Source organism: Actinoplanes sp. NPDC051851 (assembly GCF_040681165.1).
Classification (GTDB): domain Bacteria; phylum Actinomycetota; class Actinomycetes; order Mycobacteriales; family Micromonosporaceae; genus Actinoplanes.
Genome location: NZ_JBFAYF010000039.1, coordinates 71,258 through 89,675 on the forward strand (window position 1 = coordinate 71,258; position 18,418 = coordinate 89,675).

The 18,418-nt window shown below is 69.8% G+C and carries 16 protein-coding genes and 2 tRNA genes; 12 read left to right on the forward strand and 6 right to left on the reverse strand.

What is annotated here, in order from left to right:
- Window positions 1–136: 136 nt before the first annotated feature.
- The 3 genes from AB0M08_RS31095 to AB0M08_RS31105 all read left to right on the forward strand — a co-directional run bounded on the left by AB0M08_RS31095 (window position 137) and on the right by AB0M08_RS31105 (window position 2,117).
- Entirely contained in the window at window positions 137–931 is a 795-nt protein-coding gene (locus AB0M08_RS31095) for a helix-turn-helix transcriptional regulator (protein WP_364500881.1), read from the forward strand.
- A gap of 9 nt (window positions 932–940) precedes the next feature.
- A complete protein-coding gene (locus AB0M08_RS31100; protein WP_364500884.1) occupies window positions 941–1,279 on the forward strand; it encodes a DUF296 domain-containing protein in 339 nt (112 codons plus the stop codon).
- A gap of 241 nt (window positions 1,280–1,520) precedes the next feature.
- Window positions 1,521–2,117, forward strand: a complete 597-nt coding sequence (locus AB0M08_RS31105) for a recombinase family protein (protein ID WP_364500887.1) — start codon at window positions 1,521–1,523, stop codon at window positions 2,115–2,117.
- Window positions 2,118–2,204: 87 nt separating this feature from the next.
- Here AB0M08_RS31105 and AB0M08_RS31110 read toward each other — a convergent pair whose 3' ends face one another.
- Window positions 2,205–2,468, reverse strand: coding sequence for a mycoredoxin (locus tag AB0M08_RS31110; protein WP_364500889.1), 264 nt, complete (start codon window positions 2,466–2,468; stop codon window positions 2,205–2,207).
- 83 nt (window positions 2,469–2,551) lie between these two features.
- Here AB0M08_RS31110 and AB0M08_RS31115 point away from each other — a divergent pair, with 83 nt between their 5' ends.
- The 3 genes from AB0M08_RS31115 to AB0M08_RS31125 all read left to right on the forward strand — a co-directional run bounded on the left by AB0M08_RS31115 (window position 2,552) and on the right by AB0M08_RS31125 (window position 5,659).
- A complete protein-coding gene (locus tag AB0M08_RS31115) occupies window positions 2,552–4,693 on the forward strand; it encodes an ATP-dependent DNA helicase UvrD2 (protein WP_364500892.1) in 2,142 nt (713 codons plus the stop codon).
- Window positions 4,694–4,813: 120 nt separating this feature from the next.
- The gene (locus tag AB0M08_RS31120; RefSeq protein WP_364500894.1) at window positions 4,814–5,149 is read left to right on the forward strand and encodes a hypothetical protein; all 336 of its coding nucleotides are present in this window, start codon (window positions 4,814–4,816) and stop codon (window positions 5,147–5,149) included.
- A 147-nt stretch (window positions 5,150–5,296) separates the two neighbouring features.
- Window positions 5,297–5,659 (forward strand): WhiB family transcriptional regulator, encoded by a 363-nt coding sequence (locus tag AB0M08_RS31125; RefSeq protein WP_364500897.1) that lies wholly within the window; start codon window positions 5,297–5,299, stop codon window positions 5,657–5,659.
- A 254-nt stretch (window positions 5,660–5,913) separates the two neighbouring features.
- Here AB0M08_RS31125 and AB0M08_RS31130 read toward each other — a convergent pair whose 3' ends face one another.
- The 4 genes from AB0M08_RS31130 to AB0M08_RS31145 all read right to left on the reverse strand — a co-directional run bounded on the left by AB0M08_RS31130 (window position 5,914) and on the right by AB0M08_RS31145 (window position 9,412).
- The gene (locus AB0M08_RS31130; protein WP_364500900.1) at window positions 5,914–6,612 is read right to left on the reverse strand and encodes an alpha/beta fold hydrolase; all 699 of its coding nucleotides are present in this window, start codon (window positions 6,610–6,612) and stop codon (window positions 5,914–5,916) included.
- A complete protein-coding gene (locus AB0M08_RS31135) occupies window positions 6,582–7,928 on the reverse strand; it encodes an AarF/ABC1/UbiB kinase family protein (protein ID WP_364500902.1) in 1,347 nt (448 codons plus the stop codon). Before AB0M08_RS31135 ends, AB0M08_RS31130 begins: the two co-directional genes overlap by 31 nt.
- 59 nt (window positions 7,929–7,987) lie before the next feature.
- Window positions 7,988–9,043 carry a hypothetical protein gene (locus AB0M08_RS31140; protein ID WP_364500904.1) on the reverse strand — a complete coding sequence of 352 codons (1,056 nt, stop codon included), beginning with the start codon at window positions 9,041–9,043 and terminating at the stop codon, window positions 7,988–7,990.
- 201 nt (window positions 9,044–9,244) lie between these two features.
- Window positions 9,245–9,412: a DUF5679 domain-containing protein gene (locus AB0M08_RS31145; protein ID WP_364500906.1), complete on the reverse strand. Its 168-nt coding sequence runs from the start codon at window positions 9,410–9,412 to the stop codon at window positions 9,245–9,247.
- 471 nt (window positions 9,413–9,883) lie between these two features.
- Between AB0M08_RS31145 and AB0M08_RS31150 the strand changes: the two genes are divergently transcribed.
- Both AB0M08_RS31150 and AB0M08_RS31155 read left to right on the forward strand, forming a co-directional pair.
- Window positions 9,884–10,414, forward strand: coding sequence for a M48 family metallopeptidase (locus AB0M08_RS31150; protein ID WP_364500909.1), 531 nt, complete (start codon window positions 9,884–9,886; stop codon window positions 10,412–10,414).
- A gap of 399 nt (window positions 10,415–10,813) precedes the next feature.
- Complete coding sequence (locus tag AB0M08_RS31155; RefSeq protein ID WP_364500911.1) at window positions 10,814–11,413, forward strand: hypothetical protein; 600 nt, start codon at window positions 10,814–10,816, stop codon at window positions 11,411–11,413.
- A 321-nt stretch (window positions 11,414–11,734) separates the two neighbouring features.
- Here the strand turns inward: AB0M08_RS31155 and AB0M08_RS31160 are convergent, their stop codons facing one another.
- Window positions 11,735–12,970, reverse strand: coding sequence for a zinc-dependent metalloprotease (locus tag AB0M08_RS31160; protein ID WP_364500914.1), 1,236 nt, complete (start codon window positions 12,968–12,970; stop codon window positions 11,735–11,737).
- 90 nt (window positions 12,971–13,060) lie between these two features.
- Between AB0M08_RS31160 and AB0M08_RS31165 the strand changes: the two genes are divergently transcribed.
- The 4 genes from AB0M08_RS31165 (at window position 13,061) to AB0M08_RS31180 (ending at window position 17,759) form a co-directional block, all read left to right on the forward strand.
- The gene (locus tag AB0M08_RS31165; RefSeq protein WP_364500917.1) at window positions 13,061–14,089 is read left to right on the forward strand and encodes a PDZ domain-containing protein; all 1,029 of its coding nucleotides are present in this window, start codon (window positions 13,061–13,063) and stop codon (window positions 14,087–14,089) included.
- A 111-nt stretch (window positions 14,090–14,200) separates the two neighbouring features.
- Window positions 14,201–17,176, forward strand: coding sequence for a UPF0182 family protein (locus tag AB0M08_RS31170; protein ID WP_364500920.1), 2,976 nt, complete (start codon window positions 14,201–14,203; stop codon window positions 17,174–17,176).
- Window positions 17,177–17,248: 72 nt separating this feature from the next.
- A tRNA-Met gene (locus AB0M08_RS31175) sits at window positions 17,249–17,322 on the forward strand.
- 360 nt (window positions 17,323–17,682) lie between these two features.
- Window positions 17,683–17,759 (forward strand) — tRNA-Met (locus AB0M08_RS31180).
- Window positions 17,760–18,418 lie beyond the last annotated feature (659 nt).

Here is an 18,418-nt window from a genome sequence, read left to right on the forward strand (position 1 = left end):
CAATCACCGCCGCCACTACCACACCTGTCTCCCGCCGCGATTAGGATTCCCGACACACCGAGCGTCATCTAGTGATCACTCGGGCGGAAGGCGTGAGGTGTCTCCAAGCCGCTCCAAAAACGGACAGGGCTGGGCAATGGGTGATCTAGGACGGACACTGAGAGAAGCCCGTGAACAGGCGGGCTTGTCGTTGACGGGCATGGCGAAGCGCACCGGCTACAGCCGGGGCTACATCGGCAACGTGGAGACGGGCGTCAGAGCGGTCACACCGGACGTCATAAGGAAGTACGAGAACGTCCTGGGAGAGGACTTGAAGCGGCGTCAACTCTTGCTCGGCACCATCTCGGCCCTAGCGGCAGGAGCGGAACCCGACACGGCAGCTTCCATCGCCAACGACATCAGCGGTGGCCGAACGGGAATGCTGACGGGTGTTCAGACTAGCCATGCCACGGACCGGGCGGTGGCTTCGCTCGTGGCTAGGAACTCTCCCTCGATCGCTTCGCTTGCCAAGTGGTCGCGGTCAGGCAAGGCGCTCCTTCGCGTGAATGCGGCCGGCATCCTGGCTAAAGTCCGCTCCCCGACCGTTGACAACGAGGCCATCTCGGTCATTCAGGCCGACGGGGAGGCGCGCGAGCTATACCTGACGGCAGTCCTTCACCGTGTTCTCGGGCTGGACTGGGACGCCTCAGCCGATCTCGCAGCATCCTCCGCGCCGCTCAGCCCGGAGCAGATCCAGCCACTCAAGGCGGAGTTGTCGAACCCCAACGACAGCGGGGCGCGCTATTGCTCGGTCCTGCTTTTGAGTAGGAACCAAGGGGCAGAGCCTCACGTCACGGAGGCTTTGCTCTCAGCGCTCCGATCAGAGGTCAGCCGCGAGAACCTGCGGGCTATCGGCGCAGCCCTTGCAGGCATCAACCCACTCAAGATCTAGGAGTTCGCTTTGACTACCCGTGTCGTGCAGGTCAACAAGGACGAGGAAGTCCTCCAGGTAGTTCAAGAACATGTCGATCAGCTCGGACTCAATAGCGCCGTCATTACCCTGATCGGGGCGGTCAACGAGGCTGAGGTGTCGGTCATGGCCAAGGATGATGAGAGCGTCGACTACGTCCGGCGCTACACGCAGCCGATGGAGCTGTCCGGCACCGGGGAAGTCATCGAGGGCAAGGCTCACCTTCACGTCACCCTCGCCGGTGAGGACATCACGGCCGCCGGTCACCTTCACCGTGCCGTGGTAGGTGGGTTCTTCGTTCGCGCCTACTTGACCACCGTCACCGGCTAGCGAACGACTCTGAAACCGTGGCGATTTCTGAGGTGCTATCACGCAGCGGTCCCGCCTTGAAGCTCGAAGGGGTTACACCCCCCGGTATGTCGTTGCTGGTTAGAGGGCTGTCTCAATAACGAAGGGTTTTGAGACGATGCTCGGGAGGCCGATGACAAGGCCGAAAGCGTGTTCAAAAGCCATCTCAAAACCCGGCTCAAAGGGTTGACGTTTTGAGATGAGTATTGAGATAGTCGATCTCATGACAACGCACGCCGCTACCGGCCAGCTCATCGGATACGCCCGAGTCTCGACCAACAACCAGGACGCGCAGCTCCAGCGCGACGCGCTCAACGAGGCCGGTTGTGTCCGCGTGTTCGAGGACAAGGCGAGCGGGAAGAACACGGACCGGGCTGGCCTTGCCGCCGTGCTGGACTGGGCGCGCTCAGGAGACACGTTGTGCGTGTGGAAGCTCGATCGCCTTGGTCGCTCGGTCAAGGACGTGCTCACCATCGCCGACGACTTGCACGGTCGCGGCATCGGACTACGCATCCTCACGGGCAAGCTGGCGGGGAACTACACGCCGACCGGCGAGGGGAAGTTCTTCTTCACCATGATGGCGGCGTTTGCTGAGCTTGAGCGCGACATCATCCGTGAGCGCACGCGCGCCGGGCTAGAAGCGGCCAAGGCTCAGGGCCGCACGGGTGGCCGTCCGTCGGTGGTGAACGAGGACATCCTCAGCGCGGCGCGTGCCCGGCGAGCCAAGGGTGAGAGCGTCAATTCGATCGCTGACGCACTGGGAGTCTCCCGCCCGACGCTTCACCGTCACCTCAAGGCCGACGCGTCAGAGAGCGTCTGAGGCGACGCAGTAATAAGGAGAAGGCCCCGGCTGATCACCGGGGCCTCTCTGCGTTGCTAGGCCGTCAAGGCGGCCAAGGCGGCTAGCTCAGCCCGCAACGCCCGTACCGGCCAGAGCTTGCTTGACCTGGACGATCGACGGGTTGGTCATCACGATTTCGTCTCCGCCGTTGGCGGGAACTATGCGGATCGTGGGCACCGTCTGGTTGCCGCCGTTCACGCTGCGCACGAACGCGGCCGAGGCCTCGTCCTGCTCGATGTCCACCACGTCGTAGGCGATGCCCTCCCGGTCGAGCTGGCTCTTCAGCCGGTGGCAGTACCCACACCAGGACGTCGAGTACATGGTCAGCATCGGTCAGGGCTCCTTCGATCCAGGTCACACGGCGGTGCGGCTGAGAAGCACAACACCCGGTGAGGGTGTCATGATTCCCTACCGTGCGGACTGAACTCGACCCGGAACAGCACAAGGCCGTGACCGCGCCCGCCGGGCCGGTCTGCATCCTGGCCGGCGCCGGGACCGGGAAGACCCGTGCGATCACCCACCGGATCGCCCACCGGACGCTCTCCGGCGAGATCAACCCCCGGCACGTGCTCGCCGTGACGTTCACCGCGCGGGCCGCCGCCGAGATGCGCTCCCGGCTCGCTGAGCTCGGCGCGACCGGCGTCCAGGCCCGGACGTTCCACGCGGCCGCGCTGCGCCAGGTCCGCTACTTCGCCCCCCGGCTGCTGGAGGGCCGGGCCATGCCGGAGCTGCTGGAGAGCAAGATCCGCCTGGTCGGGCTGGCCGCCGCGCGGGCCGGGGTACGCGCCGACCGCGCCGCCGCCCGGGACCTGGCGAGTGAGATCGAGTGGGCCAAGTCCTCCCTGGTCGAGCCCGCCGAGTACGCCGTCGCCGCCGCCAAGGCCCTGCGCGAGCCGCCGTACGAGCCCGCCCGGGTCGCCGAGGTCTTCGTCGCGTACGAGTCCCTCAAGCGCCGCCAGGGCGTGATCGACTTCGAGGACATGCTGCGCGCCGCGGTCTGGGGCATCGAGGAGCACCCGGACGTCGCCGAGCAGATCCGCTCCCAGTACCGGCACTTCGTGGTCGACGAGTACCAGGACGTCAACCCGCTCCAGCAGCGGCTGCTCGACGCCTGGCTGGGCGACCGGGACGACGTGACCGTGGTCGGCGACGCCAGCCAGACGATCTACTCGTTCACCGGGGCCACCTCGGCGTACCTGATCGACTTCCCCCGGCAGCGGCGCGACGCCGTGGTGATCCGCCTGGTCCGGGACTACCGCTCCACCCCGCAGGTGGTCGGGCTGGCCAATGCGGTGATCCGCCAGGCCCGCGGCACCGAGGCGAAGCTGCGCCTGGAGCTGGTCGGCCAGCGCCCGCCCGGCCCGGAGCCGGAGCTGAAGATCTTCCCGGACGAGCCGGGGGAGGCCCTCGCGGTGGCCCGCCGCTGCCGTGACCTGATCGCGGCCGGCACGCCCGCGAACGAGATCGCCGTGCTGTTCCGTACCAACGCGCAGTCCGAGGCGTACGAGGAGGCGCTCGCCGACGCCCGGGTGCCGTACGTGGTCCGCGGCGCCGAGCGGTTCTTCGAGCGCGCCGAGGTCCGGCAGGCGATGGTCGCCCTGCGCGCCGCGGTGCGCTCGATCCCCGGCGAGACCCCGCTGGTCGAGGCGGTGATCGAGGGGCTCGCCGCGACCGGCTGGAACCGGGCTCAGCCCCCGCCCGGCGGCGCCGCCCGCGAGCAGTGGGAGGCGCTGGCCGCCCTGGTCACCCTCGCCGAGGAGTGCGCGGCCAGCCCGGACCTGCTGCCGATCGGGGAGGGCGGCACGCTCCAGCGGGAGATGACGCTCTCCGCCTTCAACGACGAGCTGGCCCGCCGGGCCGAGCAGCAGCACGTGCCGACCATGGCCGGCGTCACCCTGGCGTCGCTGCACTCGGCGAAGGGCCTGGAGTGGGACGCGGTGTTCCTGGTCGGGCTCGCCGACGGCACGCTGCCCACCACGTACGCGAAGACCGCCGAGCAGCTGGAGGAGGAGCGCCGGCTGCTCTACGTCGGGGTGACCCGCGCCCGGCACGTGCTCTGGCTCTCGTACGGCCAGTCCCGCGCCCCGGGCGGCCGGACCCGCCGCCCCTGCCGCTTCCTGCCGCAGCTGGAACGTTCCCGGGGCGGAGTGGAGCGGGCGGGCACGGCGCGGGCCGGGGTGGAGCCGGGTCGGAAAGCCGACCGCCGGCGTCCTCAGGTGGCCTCCTGCCGGATCTGTGGTGCCACCCTGCTGGCCGGTGCGGACCGGAAACTGGGCCGCTGCCCGACCTGCCCGTCGGACATGGACGAGGACCTCTATCAGCGGCTGCTCGAGTGGCGCGCGAGCACCGCCGCGGAGCTCAAAATCCCTGCGTACGTCGTCTTCACCGACGCCACGCTGGTCGCCGTGGCGGAGCGTCGCCCGACCGATCCGGCACAGCTGCTGGCCATAGCCGGGATCGGCCCCCGGAAGCTGGGCCAGTACGGCGAGGCGGTCTTCGCTCTGGTGGGCGGCGCGGGCCTCGATGATCTTGGCCGAAAAAACTTTGAAAACTAGTGCGTTAATTCGTTTGCCCTCCCCTGCGGGGCAGGCATAGCCTCAGGACACACCTGCCGGGGGACTGCCCGGGCAGGGATAACTAACCACGAGTGCGAGACACGGAGAGGGGTGGCCACGATGGGAATCAATGTGATTCCGATGCGTCCGTCGATGTCGCCGTCTGCTGTCTGCGCTCCGTCGGTTCTGCTGCCCGCCATCACCGTCGCGCCCGAGGGCCCGGCAGTGCTGATGGTCGGCGGACTGACTCCGGCACCGCTGGCTTCGGTTCAGCGGGAGCACCAGGTTCTCACCCAGACCCAGGCCGAGCTGGGCACATGGGCTGTTGAGCGGGTTCTTGCCGGCGGCTCCATCGGAAGCACGGGCACCACTGGGTTCAAGGGCAGCAATGTCGCCTCCCGTAAGCGCTACACGGATGGTGGCAGCGGTGTCCCGCCTCGAGGAAGGCCGGTCTGAAAAACAGACCTCCGGCTCACCTCGAGGCCGCGGAACCCCTAACCGGGATCCGCGGCCTCATTTCTTTTGCCGGCTCACCCGCCGGTGCACGACCCCGGAAAACGCGATCCAGAAGATCGACGAAAAAGAGAGAGGTGACCGGGCTTCATGAGTCTGGCGCTGGCCCCGATCGACGTTCCCGTCGAGATCGAGGCGAACCTGCCCTGTCGGAAGTTCGACCCGGACCTGTGGTTCTCCGACGCCCCGGCCCAGCTGGAGCTGGCCAAGTCGCTCTGCGGGGACTGCCCGCTGCGCGTCGAGTGCCTCGCCGGCGCGGTGGAGCGGAGCGAGCCCTGGGGTGTCTGGGGCGGCGAGATCTTCGAGCGGGGGGCCGTGGTCCCGCGCAAGCGGCCGCGTGGCCGGCCGCGGAAGGCCGACGTCGCGCGCGACGCCGAGCTGGCCGTCGAGGTCGAGGAGCGGCTCGCCGCGAACGGTCTCGACTCCCGCAGCTCCGTACGGCTGGCGGCCTGAGATGACCACCGTGACCGTCACCGGCAAGCCGAACACCGAGACCCTGGTACCGAATGGAGTCACCAAGATGAGACTCATCCAAGAGGCGTTATCGAGAGCCCGAATGCGACGGCCTCAGAGCGAGCGCGCACCTGAGGCTTACCGTCCCGCCCGCCGGATCGCCATGGAGGCCCGCCACCGGGCCGCCCGCGAACTGGGCGTCTGATAACCCGATGAGAGAGGAACGGCCCGTCCGCGTCATGCGGACGGGCCGTTCACACGTGCAGGAAGTCCCGGACGGCCGCGGCGAACGGGGCCGGCCGCGCGCGGTGGCAGGCGTGTCCACCGCCGACGGAGACGAAGGACGATCCCGGGATCGCCGCGGCCATCCGGCGGATCGCGTCCTGGTCCAGGTGGCTCTCCGGGCCGCCGGCCAGCACCAGCGCCGGTACCGCGATCCGGGACAGATCGTCCCACCAGGCCTCGGGCGGGTCGTTGACGACCGCCAGCGTGGCGAGCCGGGCCGCCCAGTCGTAGCCGGGATCGCCCTCCGGCCGCCGCGGGTGCAGGGCGTGCGGGACCGGCGGCGGGGTCTCCTCCAGGATCACCGCCTCGATCCGGTCCGGGTGGGCCAGCGCCGTCCGCCAGGCCGCCACCCCGCCGGCCGAGTGCCCGGCCAGGACGGCCCGGTCGATGCCGAGCGCGTCCAGGAAAGCGATCACGTCGTCCCGGGTGGTCTCGGGGCCGTACGCGGCGGCCCGGTCGCTGGCGAAGTAGCCGCGCGGGTCGAGAGCGTACGAGCGGACCGGTAGCAGCGCCGCGACCTGCTCGAACGTCGTGCCGTCGCTGGACGCCCCGGGCAGCCAGAGCACCGGGCGGCCGTCCGGCGGGCCCCACGCCCGGTAGGCGAGGCGCAGGGCGGGGAGTTCCGCGTACGCCGGGCTCATGCGACCGGGGCGAAGCCCGGGAGCCACCGCTCCAGGATCTCCCGGTAGGTGGCCTCCGCCTCGAGCTGGCAGAGCACCCCGATCGAGCCCATGGTGACCCGGTGGATCAGCAGGTAGTTCGGCGGCAGGTTGAGCTTGCGGCCCAGCTGGTACGCGGGTGACCGCGGATTGCCGATCCGGGTGGCCTCCCCGCGCAGCCACGCGCGGGTGAACCGGAACCGATCCACCGCGACCGGCTCGATCATCGGCCGGAGGAAGGCGAGCACCGCCTCGGCGTCGATCCGCTCGTCCCGCTTGATGAAGCCCTCGCCGCGCAGCCCGTCGGCGACCGCGTCCGCGTCACCCGCCAGGGCGAGCCGGACCAGGCGGCCGATCGGCTCGGGGTGGCCCTCCGGCAGCCGGGCGACCGCGCCGAAGTCGATCACGCCGAGCCGGCCGTCGGGCAGGATCCGGAAGTTGCCCGGGTGCGGGTCGGCGTGCAGCAGGCCGGCCCGGGCGGGCGCGGAGAAGTGCAGGATCGCCATCAGACGGCCGGCCTCGTCCCGCTCGGCCTCGGTGCCGTCGGCGATCACGGCGGCCAGCGGGGTGCCCTCGACCCACTCGGTGACCAGCACCCGCGGCGCGCCGGCCACCACGCGGGGCACGAAGATGTCCGGATCGTCGTGGTACGCCGCCGCGAAGGCCCGCTGGGTCTCCGCCTCCATCTCGTAGTCCAGCTCCTCGACGACCCGCTCGTGCAGCTCGGCGAGGAGCGGCTTGACGTCGATGCCGGGCTGCATGATCTTGAACATCCCGGCCAGCCGGGAGAGCTGCTTGAGGTCGGCGACCAGGGCCTCACCGGCGCCCGGGTACTGCACCTTGACCGCGACCGGCAGCAGTTTCGGCTTGGCGTTCCTCCGGGCCGGGGGCAGCTTCCAGACCGCGCGGTGCACCTGGCCGATGCTCGCCGCGGCGGCCGGGCTGTCGTCGAACTCGGCGAAGCTGTCCCGCCAGTCCGGTCCGAGCTGCTCGGCGAGCGCCCGGTGCACGTTGGCCACCGGCATCGGCGGGGCGGCCTCCTGGAGCTTGGTGAGCGCCTGGCGATACGGTCCGGCCATCTCCTCGGGCATCGCGGCCTCGAAGACCGAGAGCGCCTGACCGAATTTCATCGCCCCGCCCTTGAGCTGGCCCAGGACGCTGAAGAGTTGTTCGGCGGTGCGCTGCTGGATGTCCGCGGAGATGACGTCGGAGGCGATCCCGACGGCCCGCTTCCCCAGGCCCAGGGCCGTCCTCCCGGCGAAGCCGAGGGGCAGGGCGGCGAGCTTGGCGGTCCGGGAAGCCGCGCGGCGCGGTATGTCCGTCACCCGATCATTGTTACCGACGGGGGAGCCGGGTACGGCCTACCGCGCAGGTGTTTGTTGACTTATGTGACAAAAGTTCGGTTATTCCGTCGCCCGCTCTGGCACGAGCAGTGCGGGTGAGGCGTCCAGGTCCGCCGCCGCGCCTGCCCCGGCGCCCGGATCTCCACCACCGCCCCGGCCGTCGCGGGCCGCCCGCCGTCCAGGAAGGTCAGCACCTCGGCGGTCGCGTACGCCGCCGCCGCGAGCACGGTGGCGACCGCGCACGGCTCGGCGTGCTCCGGCGCGGGCGGTCCGGGCCAGTCCGGGTCCCGGTCGTGCCGGTGCAGGTCGAGGCAGTACAGGCACGGACCGCCGGTGGCCGGTACGAGCGGCCCGACCACGCCGGCGCCGTCCCGGATGCCGAGGGCGAGGTGCGGCTGGCGGCGTGCGGCGTACGCCGCGGCGATCAGGGCGGTCGGCTCGTCGTGGGCGAGCTGGACGACCAGCGTCGCGGGCATCCGGCGGGTGCCCCGGACCTGGGTGGCGGGCACCGTCCGGGCCACCGCCGCGGCGACCGCGGCCCGGCGGGCACCGCCCACGTCGGCGGCCCGCAGCGGCCCACCGGCCAGCTCGGCCGGGCCCACGGCGCCGGTGAGGTCGGGGTGCACGTGCCCGACACCCGCCTCGGCCAGCGCGACCGCGAGCGGGGCGCCGAGCCGGCCGCGGCCCCGGAGCACCACCTGGGCGGCCCGGCGGCGGCGCAGGGCCCGGGCCGGGTGGGCGTGCGGGTCCCCGGAGACGCGCGCGGCGATCGCCAGGGCGGCCGCCTCGCCGAGCAGCCGTTGCCGCTCGGCCGCCGGGAGGGTGGCGGGCAGCAGGGACTCGGCGGGCAGGATCAGGCCCGCGTCGCGCAGGGTGTCGAGCAGCCGGCGGGCGTCGCCGGGCGGCACGCCACGCTCGGCGGCGTCCAGCAGGACGAGCCGCTCGGGCCGGGTGCCGTCGAGCAGGTCGAGGACCTCCGCGGTACGCGGGTCGGCGAGCTCGATCCGGACGGCGTGGTCCGGGTCGAGACCGAGCTGCAGCTCGACCGGCGTACGCCAGGCACGGGGCAGCCCGGGGATCAGGGTGGGCCGGGTCATGGATGACAGGGTGTCATCGCCGCGCTGCGGAGCGGGTTGGTTATCCACAGGCCCGGGGGCCGTGGCGCAGGGTTGTCCACAGCCAAGAGTGAGTTATCCACAGGCTGTCGTAGTTTTCCCCAGATCACTCAACGTGTCTCGGCGAACACGGTTACGGCCGGGGAGGGCGGCTTGCCGGGCCGGCCCTCCCCGGTGACCACGTCAAGAAGTGGCCTTGGCCTTGCCCAGAATCCGGTTCATGGTCGTACCGCAGACCGGGCACTTGCCCTTGGCCATGTTCATGCCGGTCTTGGAGACCTCCACGTTGCCCTGGAAGTCACGCTTCTCCTTGCACTTGACGCAGTAGCCGTTGTAGGTGGTGTCGGCCACGGTTCCTCCTCGTCGTATCGTCGGCCGCTCGGCCCCGCTGCCTGTTCGCGGCGACGGGCGCGAACCGTCTGTGGCGCTGGACCGCTTAGCGGCCACGTGGATGTGGCCACCCGTCCGGGGCGGTCACTTACCCAGCTCAGGCGGGTTCCATGTCAGCGCGTTGTCGGCGGTGACACCGACGACGTGAGTGTGCCGCCCGAAGCGCCCGTTTCACCCAATTTTGCCCCAACACGCCGACGATTCCCTTCAGGGCGGCATAAAACGGACAGCAAGGTCGAGTAAAGCCCTGAGTCGACGATGGTCTAGGTTGGCGAAAGCCGTCGCTTGTTGCGGCTGGGGAAATTTTTTTCGGGTATATGCGGGCGAAGTGCGCATATTCCGCGACAGTCATTGGGCGTACTCTTGCGGTGACCAGGGTCTCGCGGATTAGCGTCTCAACGTGAACCCGAATCTGGGCCTCGCGAGCCGGTAATGGCCCGCGTGCGCAAGCCTGTCGTGGAAGTGCGGCGCAGCCAGCGTCGGCGACGGACGGTGTCCGCTTATCGCGACGGTGAACGTGTCGTCGTCCTCATCCCCGATCGCTTCTCCCGCGCCGAGGAGACCGAGTGGGTCGAGCGCATGCTCGCCCGCCTGGCCGCCCGCGAGGAGCGCCTGAGCAGCACCGACGACGAGCTGCTCATCCGGGCTCGCCGCCTCACCGCGCGCTTCCTGGCCGACCACGCCGACCGGGTCGCCCCGGCCAGCGTCCGCTGGGTCACCAACCAGAACGGCCGCTGGGGCTCCTGCACCCCCGACGACGCCACCATCCGCATCTCGCACCGCATCCAGGAGATGCCGGACTGGGTGATCGACTACGTGCTCCTGCACGAGCTCGCCCACCTCGTCGTCCCCAGCCACAACGCCGCCTTCTGGGACCTGGTCAACCGCTTCCCCAAGGCCGAACGCGCCCGCGGCTACCTGGAGGGTGTCTCCGCCGCCGGAACCCTGGTCATGGCCGAATAAGACCCCTTCTCCGGTACGCCGTCCCCGCCCCCACCACGCTCAAAAGGCGGCGCCTCTCCCCGCCGCCCCCACCTGCCCCCTCCCGGCCGCAGCGCGCCTCCCCCTCCCGGCTGGCCCTCCGGGGTCCCTGACCCCCTCCCACACACCCCGGATCACCAGCCACCAGCGCCCGCACCCGCTCGGCCCGGGTGGCCGCCGCGACGTCGACGCCGGACCACCGGTGTCCGCGTGCACACCCGCTCGGCCCGGGTGGCCGCCGCGACGTCGACGGCGGACCACCGGTGTCCCGTGTTCGCACCCGCTCGGGCCCGGGTGGCTGGCCCTCCGGGGTCCCTGGCGAACGCTGAGACACCCCTGAGGGCCGGCTGGGGTGGCGGCGTGGGCCGGTAGGGTGGGCGGGTGACGCGGCGTGTGGTGGTGGCGATGCTGGTGCCGGTGCCGTGGAGTCCGCCCGGGGTCGACCTGCTCACGTGGCGTACCGCGCTCGCCGAGGACGTCGTCGACCTGCTCGCCCGGCTGGCTCAGGCGGAGGCCGCCATCGCGGCGACGCCGGCGGACCGGGCGCTCGCCGAGGAGATCGCCTGGCCGGGGATGCGGATCTACGAGGTTCCGGCGCCGACCGTGCTGCCCGTGCTCGCGGCCGCCGCCGCGGACGGCTTCGATCAGGCCGCGGTGATCGCCGCCGACGCCCCCGACGTGCCCGGGATGATCCTCGGCAAGCTGCTGCGCCCGCTCGACGGCAAGGCGGTGGCGGTGGCGCCCGGCGGTGGCCCGGACGGCGGGCTGTTCGGCGTGGCGACCGGCCTGCCCGCCCCGTCCTGGCTGGCCGACCACGACCTGGACACCGCGTCCGCCCAGTCGCTCCGCCGTACGGCACCCGCCCCGGGCGACGTCACCTCGACCCCGAAGTGGCGCCGTCTGCGCACCGCCGCCGACCTGGCGACGCTCGACGTGGCCCTGGAGGGCTGGGACAACACCCGCACCCTCCTCAGCGCCTAGCCTCCGCCCAGCGAACGCTCAGCCGGCTCCCGCAAGCCCCTGGCGCCGCCGTCCGTTTGTGATCAGCGCCACCCGATTTCTGAGACACCCCTCACACTCGGCCACCGGGTAGCTACCGATCCGGGCTGGCGCTCAGCGGTGTCTCAGCGTTCGCCAGGGACCCCGGAGGGCCAGCCGGGAGGGGGAGGCGCGCTGCGGCCGGGAGGGGGCAGGTGGGGGCGGCGGGGAGAGGCGCCGCCTTTTGCGCGTGGTGGGGGCGGGGACGGCGTACGTGAAAAGGCGCCGGACCTGAAACGGCCCGGCGCCTGAAACGGGGGTCGGTCACTCGGGGCCGGGGTTGCCCTCCAGGCCATCGAGCTCGCTGATGTCCCAGTCCGACTGGCTGCGGGCGAAGACCTCGGGGTGAGCGAAGTCCTCGTCGGTCGGGAGCAGGTCCGGGTGGTCCCAGAGGGCGTCGCGACCGGCCGTGCCGCGCTGCTCGGCGACGACGGACCAGAGGGCGCCGGCCTCGCGCAGACGGCGCGGCCGGAGCTCCAGGCCGACCAGGGCGGCGAAGGTCTGCTCGGCGGGACCGCCGGCGGCGCGACGGCGGCGGAAGGCCTCGCCGAGCGCGGCGACCGAGGGGAGACGGTCGCCGGCGGCGTTGTCCACCACGTGGCCGACCCAGCCCTCGACCAGGGCGAGGGCGGTCTCCAGGCGGGCCAGACCGGCCTTCTGCTGCGGCGTGTCCTCCGGCGTGAAGATGCCCTCCAGCGCCATGGCCTGCATCGACTCGGGATCGCTCGGGTCGACCCGGCTCATCGCCTCCTCGATCGCCTCACGGTTCACGGTGATGCCGTTCGCATACGCCTCGACCGCGTTGAGCACGTGCGCCCGCAACCACGGGACGTGGCCGAAGAGCCGCTGGTGGGCGGCCTCGCGGAGCGCGACGTAGAGGCGGACCTGGTCCTCGGGGAGCTCCAGGCCCTCGCCGTACGCCTTGATGTTGGCCGGGATGAGCGCGGCGGTGCCGGCCGGGCCGAGCGGCAGGCCGATGTCGCCCGCCGAGAGCACCTCGGCCGCGAGCTGGCCGAACGCCTGGCCGAGCTGGCCGCCGAAGAGCGCGCCGCCGAGCGTGGCGACCATCGACTGCATCGGGCCGAGCTGGGCCCGGGCCTCCTCGGGGACCAGGTCGCCCATGGCGCCCACCATGCGGCCGGCGATCGGCTCGCAGAGCTTCTTCCAGACGTCGAGCGTGTTGTAGATCCACTCGTTGCGGTTCCACGCGACGGCCTTGTGGATGCCGCTGGGCATGGCGCACACCGGGTCGAGCCAGAGGTCGGCGAGTCGCAGAGCCTCCTCCACCTGGTGGCGCTCGTGCATGTTCACCGCCGGGTCGCCGGAGGCCGAGAGCTGGCTGGCGGCGACCTGCCGGGCCAGGTCCCAGTTCACCGGGCCACTGCCGGGGGCGGCGAACATCTGCTGCAGCTGCGCCATGAACTGCTGCATCTGCTGCGGGTCGGAGGGGTCGGGCGGCTGCGCGCCCGGCAGGGAGAAGCCGAACGGGATATCGGGCACGACCCCAACGGTACGCGCGAAACGCACGTAGCGGACTGATGCCGGTGTCAGCTCAGAGAGAACTCAGGGCGGGTGGGTACTCTCACGCGCATGAGACGTCGCGGTGTCACCGTCATCCTGGGCGCCCTGATAACCGCCCTGTTGGCCGCCGGTGTGATGGTCGCCCCGTTGCCCTACGTGGTGCTCAAGCCCGGCCCGACGGTGGACACCCTCGGCTCCGACAACGGTACCGAGGTCATCCAGGTGACCGACGCGACCACGTCGACCTCGGCCGGGCAGCTCCGGCTCACCACGGTCAACGTGCAGTCGCAGGTGGAGCTGGTCTGGGCGATCCAGGGCTGGCTGAGCGACGACGACGCCGTGGTGCCCCGCGAGCTGATCTACCCGCCGGACCAGAGCGAGAAGCAGGTCCAGGAGCAGAACCAGCAGGAGTGGAAGCAGTCGCAGACCAGCGCCGAGACGGTGGCGCTGCGCGAGCTGGGCTACCCCGTGCAGACGTACGTGGCGAAGGTGACCGACGGCGGCGCGGCGGTCGGCGTGCTGAAGGCCGACGACGTGATCACCGCGATCGACGGCACCGCGGTGACCGGCCCCAGCCAGCTGGTCGCGCTGGTCCGGGCCAAACCGGCCGGCACCGCGCTGACCGTGTCGTACACCCGGGACGGCAAGGCCGGCACCGGGACGGTGACCACCAGGGCGAGCGGTGACGACAAGACCCCGCGCCTCGGCGTCGAGATCGACACCAAGCAGCCGCACCCGTTCACCATCACGATCGACCTGGACAAGATCGGCGGGCCCAGCGCCGGCCTGATGTTCACGCTCGGCATCATCGACAAGCTGACCCCCGACGACATGACCGGCGGCAAGGTCATCGCCGGGACCGGCACCATCGACGACGACGGCAACGTCGGCGCGATCGGTGGCATCCCGCAGAAGATGCACGGCGCCAAGGCGGCCGGTGCCAAGCTCTTCCTGGTGCCGAAGGACAACTGCGCGGAGGCGTTGCGCAACGCCGTGCCCGGCCTGCCGATGGCCGAGGTGGCCACGGTGGACGACGCCCTCACCGCCCTGAAGACATTCACCTCCGGAGGCACCCCGAAGGCCTGCTCGGCCTCGTGACTGGAGGCTTTCTACAGCGTATCGAAGCCGGATGCGACATCGTAAGGTGAAACACCGGCCCGACGAAGTGTGGAGCCAACGTTGGTAATGCGAAATAGTCCGCTACCGAGGATGAGCCGGCGCGGTCGCGTCACCGTCGGCGTCCTGGTGGGGGTCTTCGTCCTTTTCACGCTGCTCGGCTGGGGCATCGACGAGTACACCGATTATCTGTGGTTCTCCGAGGTCGACTTCACTCAGGTCTTCACCGGCGTACTCCTCACCAAGCTGCTGCTGTTCCTGGCGTTCGGCGCGGCGATGGCCCTGGTCGTGGCCGGCAACCTCTATCTGGCGTACAAACTCCGGCCGCTGCTGCGCCCGCACTCCGCGGAGCAGGCCACGCTGGAGCGCTACCGGATGATCCTGACGCCCCGCCTGGGCACCTGGATCGCGGTGATCAGCCTGGTCATCGGCTTCTTCGCCGGCCTCTCGGCGCAGAGCCGATGGACCGACTGGATGCTCTTCCGCAACACCCAGTCGTTCGGGCAGACCGACCCCGAGTTCAAGGTGGACATCGGGTTCTACGTCTTCGAGTACCCGTTCTGGCGCTATCTCCTCGGCGTCGGGTTCACCGCGGTGGTGCTCTCGGTGCTCGGCGCGCTGGCGGTGCACTACATCTTCGGCGGCGTCCGCCTGCAGGGCGTCGGTGACCGGATGACCGCCTCGGCGCGCGCTCACCTGACCACCCTGGTCGCGGTCTTCGTGCTGCTCAAGGCGGTGGCGTACGTCCTCGACCGGCGGGCCCTGCTGCTGGAGCAGCACGTCTCTCCCGGCCTGTACGGCGCCGGGTACACCGACGTCAACGCGCTGCTGCCGGCGAAGGAGATCCTGGCCTACATCTCGATCGTGGTGGCCGTGGCGATCATCGTGTTCTCCAACGCGGTGATGCGGAACCTGGTCTGGCCCGGCGTCTCGCTGGCGCTGCTGGCCATCTCGGCGGTGGCGATCGGCGGGATCTACCCGCTCGCGGTGCAGAACTTCCAGGTCAAGCCGAGCCTCTCGGACAAGGAGGCGCCGTACATCCAACGGGCCATCAACGCCACGAGGGACGCGTTCGACCTGACCGGCACGCAGTCCGACTCGTACACGCCGAAGAACGGGGCGCCGTCGGCGACCATCACCGCCGACACCAGCGCGCAGAACGTCCGGCTGATGGACCCGCAGCTGGTCTCCCAGGCGTTCACCCAGTCGCAGCAGTCCCGCGGCTTCTACGACTTCGGCGAGAAGCTGGACGTCGACACGTACACGATCGACGGCGAGACCGCTGACTACGTGGTCGGTGCCCGGGAGATCAACGACGCCAAGCTCACCGCGCAGCAGCGCAACTGGCTCAACCGGCACACCGTCTACACCCACGGGTACGGCCTGGTCGCGGCGAAGGCCAACGAGGTCTCCGCCACCGGGCTGCCCTGCTTCGTCTCCGGCTTCCTCGGCACCGCGGACACGACCGCCTCGGACGACTGCTCCGCGTCGAGCGACCAGATCGAGACCACGCAGCCGCGGATCTACTACGGCGAGGAGTCGACCGACTACGCGATCGTCGGGCAGACCGACAGCAGCAAGAAGGTCGAGTTCGACTACCCCAAGGAGGGCAGCAGCGACGCCTCGGTGAACTACACGTACGACGGCACCGGCGGCGTCCCGATCGGCTCGTTCTTCCGCCGGCTGGTCTTCGCGATCAAGAACACCGAGAGCAACTTCCTCCTCTCCGACGCGGTCAACGCGAACTCCCGGGTGATGTACATCCGGAACCCGCGGGAGCGCGTCGAGAAGGTCGCGCCGTTCCTCACCATCGACGGCGACCCGTACCCCGCCGTGGTGGACGGCAAGATCGTCTGGATCCTCGACGGGTACACGACCTCGCAGAGCTACCCGTACTCGCAGAAGATCAACCTGCAGACCGAGACCAAGGACGAGTCGACCGGCCAGGGGTCGTTCGCGCTCGCCCGGGACGACGTCAACTACATGCGGAACTCGGTCAAGGCCACCGTCGACGCGTACGACGGGACCGTCAAGCTCTACGAGTTCGACGACCAGGACCCGGTGCTCAAGGCCTGGAACCAGGCGTTCGGCGGTGACCTGGTGATCCCCAAGGCGGAGATCCCGGCCTCGCTCGCCGCGCACTTCCGCTACCCGGCCGACATGTTCAAGGTGCAGCGCAACCTGCTCACCAAGTTCCACGTCACCGACCCGCAGACGTTCTTCAACGGCGACGACTTCTGGCAGGTGCCGAACGCGCCCGACTCGCCGCAGAGCGGGGACAAGCAGCCGCCGTTCTACCTGAACGTCAAGCTGCCCGACCAGGACGGGACCAGCTTCCAGCTGACCTCGGGCGTGACACCCGCCAACCGGGAGAACATGGCCGCCCTGATCTCCGGGTCGTACGTCGACGGTGAGCCCCAGCTGCAGGTCTACGAGCTACCCAGCAACACCGTGACACCCGGCCCGGTCCAGGTTCATCAACGGATGGTCAACAACGCCACCATCTCGCAACAGCTGGCCCTGCTGAACCGGAGCGGACAGGCCACCGTGCTCTACGGCAACCTCATCTCGTTGCCGCTCGCCGACGGCATGCTCTACGTCGAGCCCGTCTACGTGAAGAGCACCCAGGCCAACGCCGCGCCGCTGCTGCAACGGGTGCTGATGTCGTACGGCGACGGCGAGTACGTGGTGCTGGAATCCAACCTCACCAACGGCCTCAAGGCCCTGGCCGAGCTCGGGAAGAACGCGTCCACCGACGATGACACCGGCACCGACACCGGCGGCACCGACACCGGCACCACGCCACCCACCGAGCTCAGCCCGGCCCTCTCCGCCGCCGCGGCCAAGGTCGACGCGGCCATCGAATCTCTCCGCGCCGCGCAGAAATCCGGTGACTTCGCGAAGCAGGGCGAGGCACTCGCCGCCCTCGATGCCGCGATGACCGAGTTCCAGAACGCCCAGAAGGCATCGTCGACCACCACCACACCGACGACGGCCCCCACGGCCGGCCCGACCGCGAGCGCCTCGGCGCCCGCCACGGCCACACCGTCGGCCAGCGCCGGCGGCTAGCAGTGTGTCCGCCGTCTCCGGGACCCGTTTTGCAGGTCCCGGAGACGGTGCGCTAGGCTTTACACATACCGACGCGGGGTGGAGCAGCTCGGTAGCTCGCTGGGCTCATAACCCAGAGGTCGCAGGTTCAAATCCTGTCCCCGCTACGAGTGGTAGGGGCCCCTGTTCGCAGAAAGCGCGAACGGGGGCCCCTCTTCGCATTTTGCTCAGGGGGCCGAGCCCCCTGAAACCCCGCGTTGCGGTGGGGGCGCTGAGTGGGTGTGGTTGCGCTTACACCTGGGTGGGTGCGCTTGCGGGGTGCGCTTGCGGAGTGCGCTTGCGATCTTTTCGATCTTTTCGATCTTCTTGGTTTGCTTGGTCTTTGGGGCCTTCGGGGTGGTGTTGTGGGGGTGGGGCTTGTTGGTTGATTCTGGATGTGGTTGTCCTGGTCAGTGGGGGGATTCGGGGTTGTGGGTAACCCGGTTGCGGGAGGGGTGGGGGGACGAGCTAAGCTTTATTCATACCGACGCGGGGTGGAGCAGCTCGGTAGCTCGCTGGGCTCATAACCCAGAGGTCGCAGGTTCAAATCCTGTCCCCGCTACCACAGAAGTGCAGTTCAAAGGCCGTTCATCCACTCGGGTGAGCGGTCTTTCTGTACTCCGTGGTCGTACGGTGGCCGCAGACGAGAAAACATCAGCAAGTGGCCCAGATCGCTCCATAGATGGCTGCCGATTTTGGTCCTGATCGGGGCTTGGCCGTGTGGTAAAGCGCTGGTCTCAGGCGTATGCCTCGGTTCGGCGGAACTGTGCATGCGGGCGGTTTCCTGTGGGGGATTCTGGGGTTGGCATCTGTTGTTGCGCCCGGTTGCGGCGGTACGAGCGAGACCTCTCGGGCAGGAGTTCGGGCTGCGGCGGAGCGGGTGATCTGGATTGCGGAGAAGGTTCGCGATCTGGGTTTGGTGACGAGCTTGGAGACGGCCGGGCAGATTCTCGGTATCGGTCGGAGTAAGGCGTACGAGATGGCGCGTCACGACGAATTCCCCGTCCCTCTGATGCGGGTTGGGCGTAAGTACACGGTGTCGGTCACCGCGATCTTGAGGTACTTGGGCGTGGAGTAGGCAAGCGTGCGGCCGGCGAGGGCTACGCGCCGCCATTGGTCCGGTGATCGGAAGTGACGAGCGCGCGCGGTGTCAGATTGGCGTGCCAAGTAACGTTAACAGTTACGTAGCATGCTGCGTTGACACCGCTGTCAGGGGGTGTCAAG

Coding starts and splice junctions, on each gene's coding strand:
- AB0M08_RS31150 (WP_364500909.1), top strand. CDS start 9,884: ATGGCCCGCGTGCGCAAGCCTGTCGTGGAAGTGCGGCGCAGCCAGCGT.
- AB0M08_RS31095 (WP_364500881.1), top strand. CDS start 137: ATGGGTGATCTAGGACGGACACTGAGAGAAGCCCGTGAACAGGCGGGC.
- AB0M08_RS31120 (WP_364500894.1), top strand. CDS start 4,814: ATGGGAATCAATGTGATTCCGATGCGTCCGTCGATGTCGCCGTCTGCT.
- AB0M08_RS31125 (WP_364500897.1), top strand. CDS start 5,297: ATGAGTCTGGCGCTGGCCCCGATCGACGTTCCCGTCGAGATCGAGGCG.
- AB0M08_RS31140 (WP_364500904.1), bottom strand. CDS start 9,043: ATGACCCGGCCCACCCTGATCCCCGGGCTGCCCCGTGCCTGGCGTACG.
- AB0M08_RS31170 (WP_364500920.1), top strand. CDS start 14,201: ATGAGCCGGCGCGGTCGCGTCACCGTCGGCGTCCTGGTGGGGGTCTTC.
- AB0M08_RS31165 (WP_364500917.1), top strand. CDS start 13,061: ATGAGACGTCGCGGTGTCACCGTCATCCTGGGCGCCCTGATAACCGCC.
- AB0M08_RS31105 (WP_364500887.1), top strand. CDS start 1,521: ATGACAACGCACGCCGCTACCGGCCAGCTCATCGGATACGCCCGAGTC.
- AB0M08_RS31110 (WP_364500889.1), bottom strand. CDS start 2,468: ATGCTGACCATGTACTCGACGTCCTGGTGTGGGTACTGCCACCGGCTG.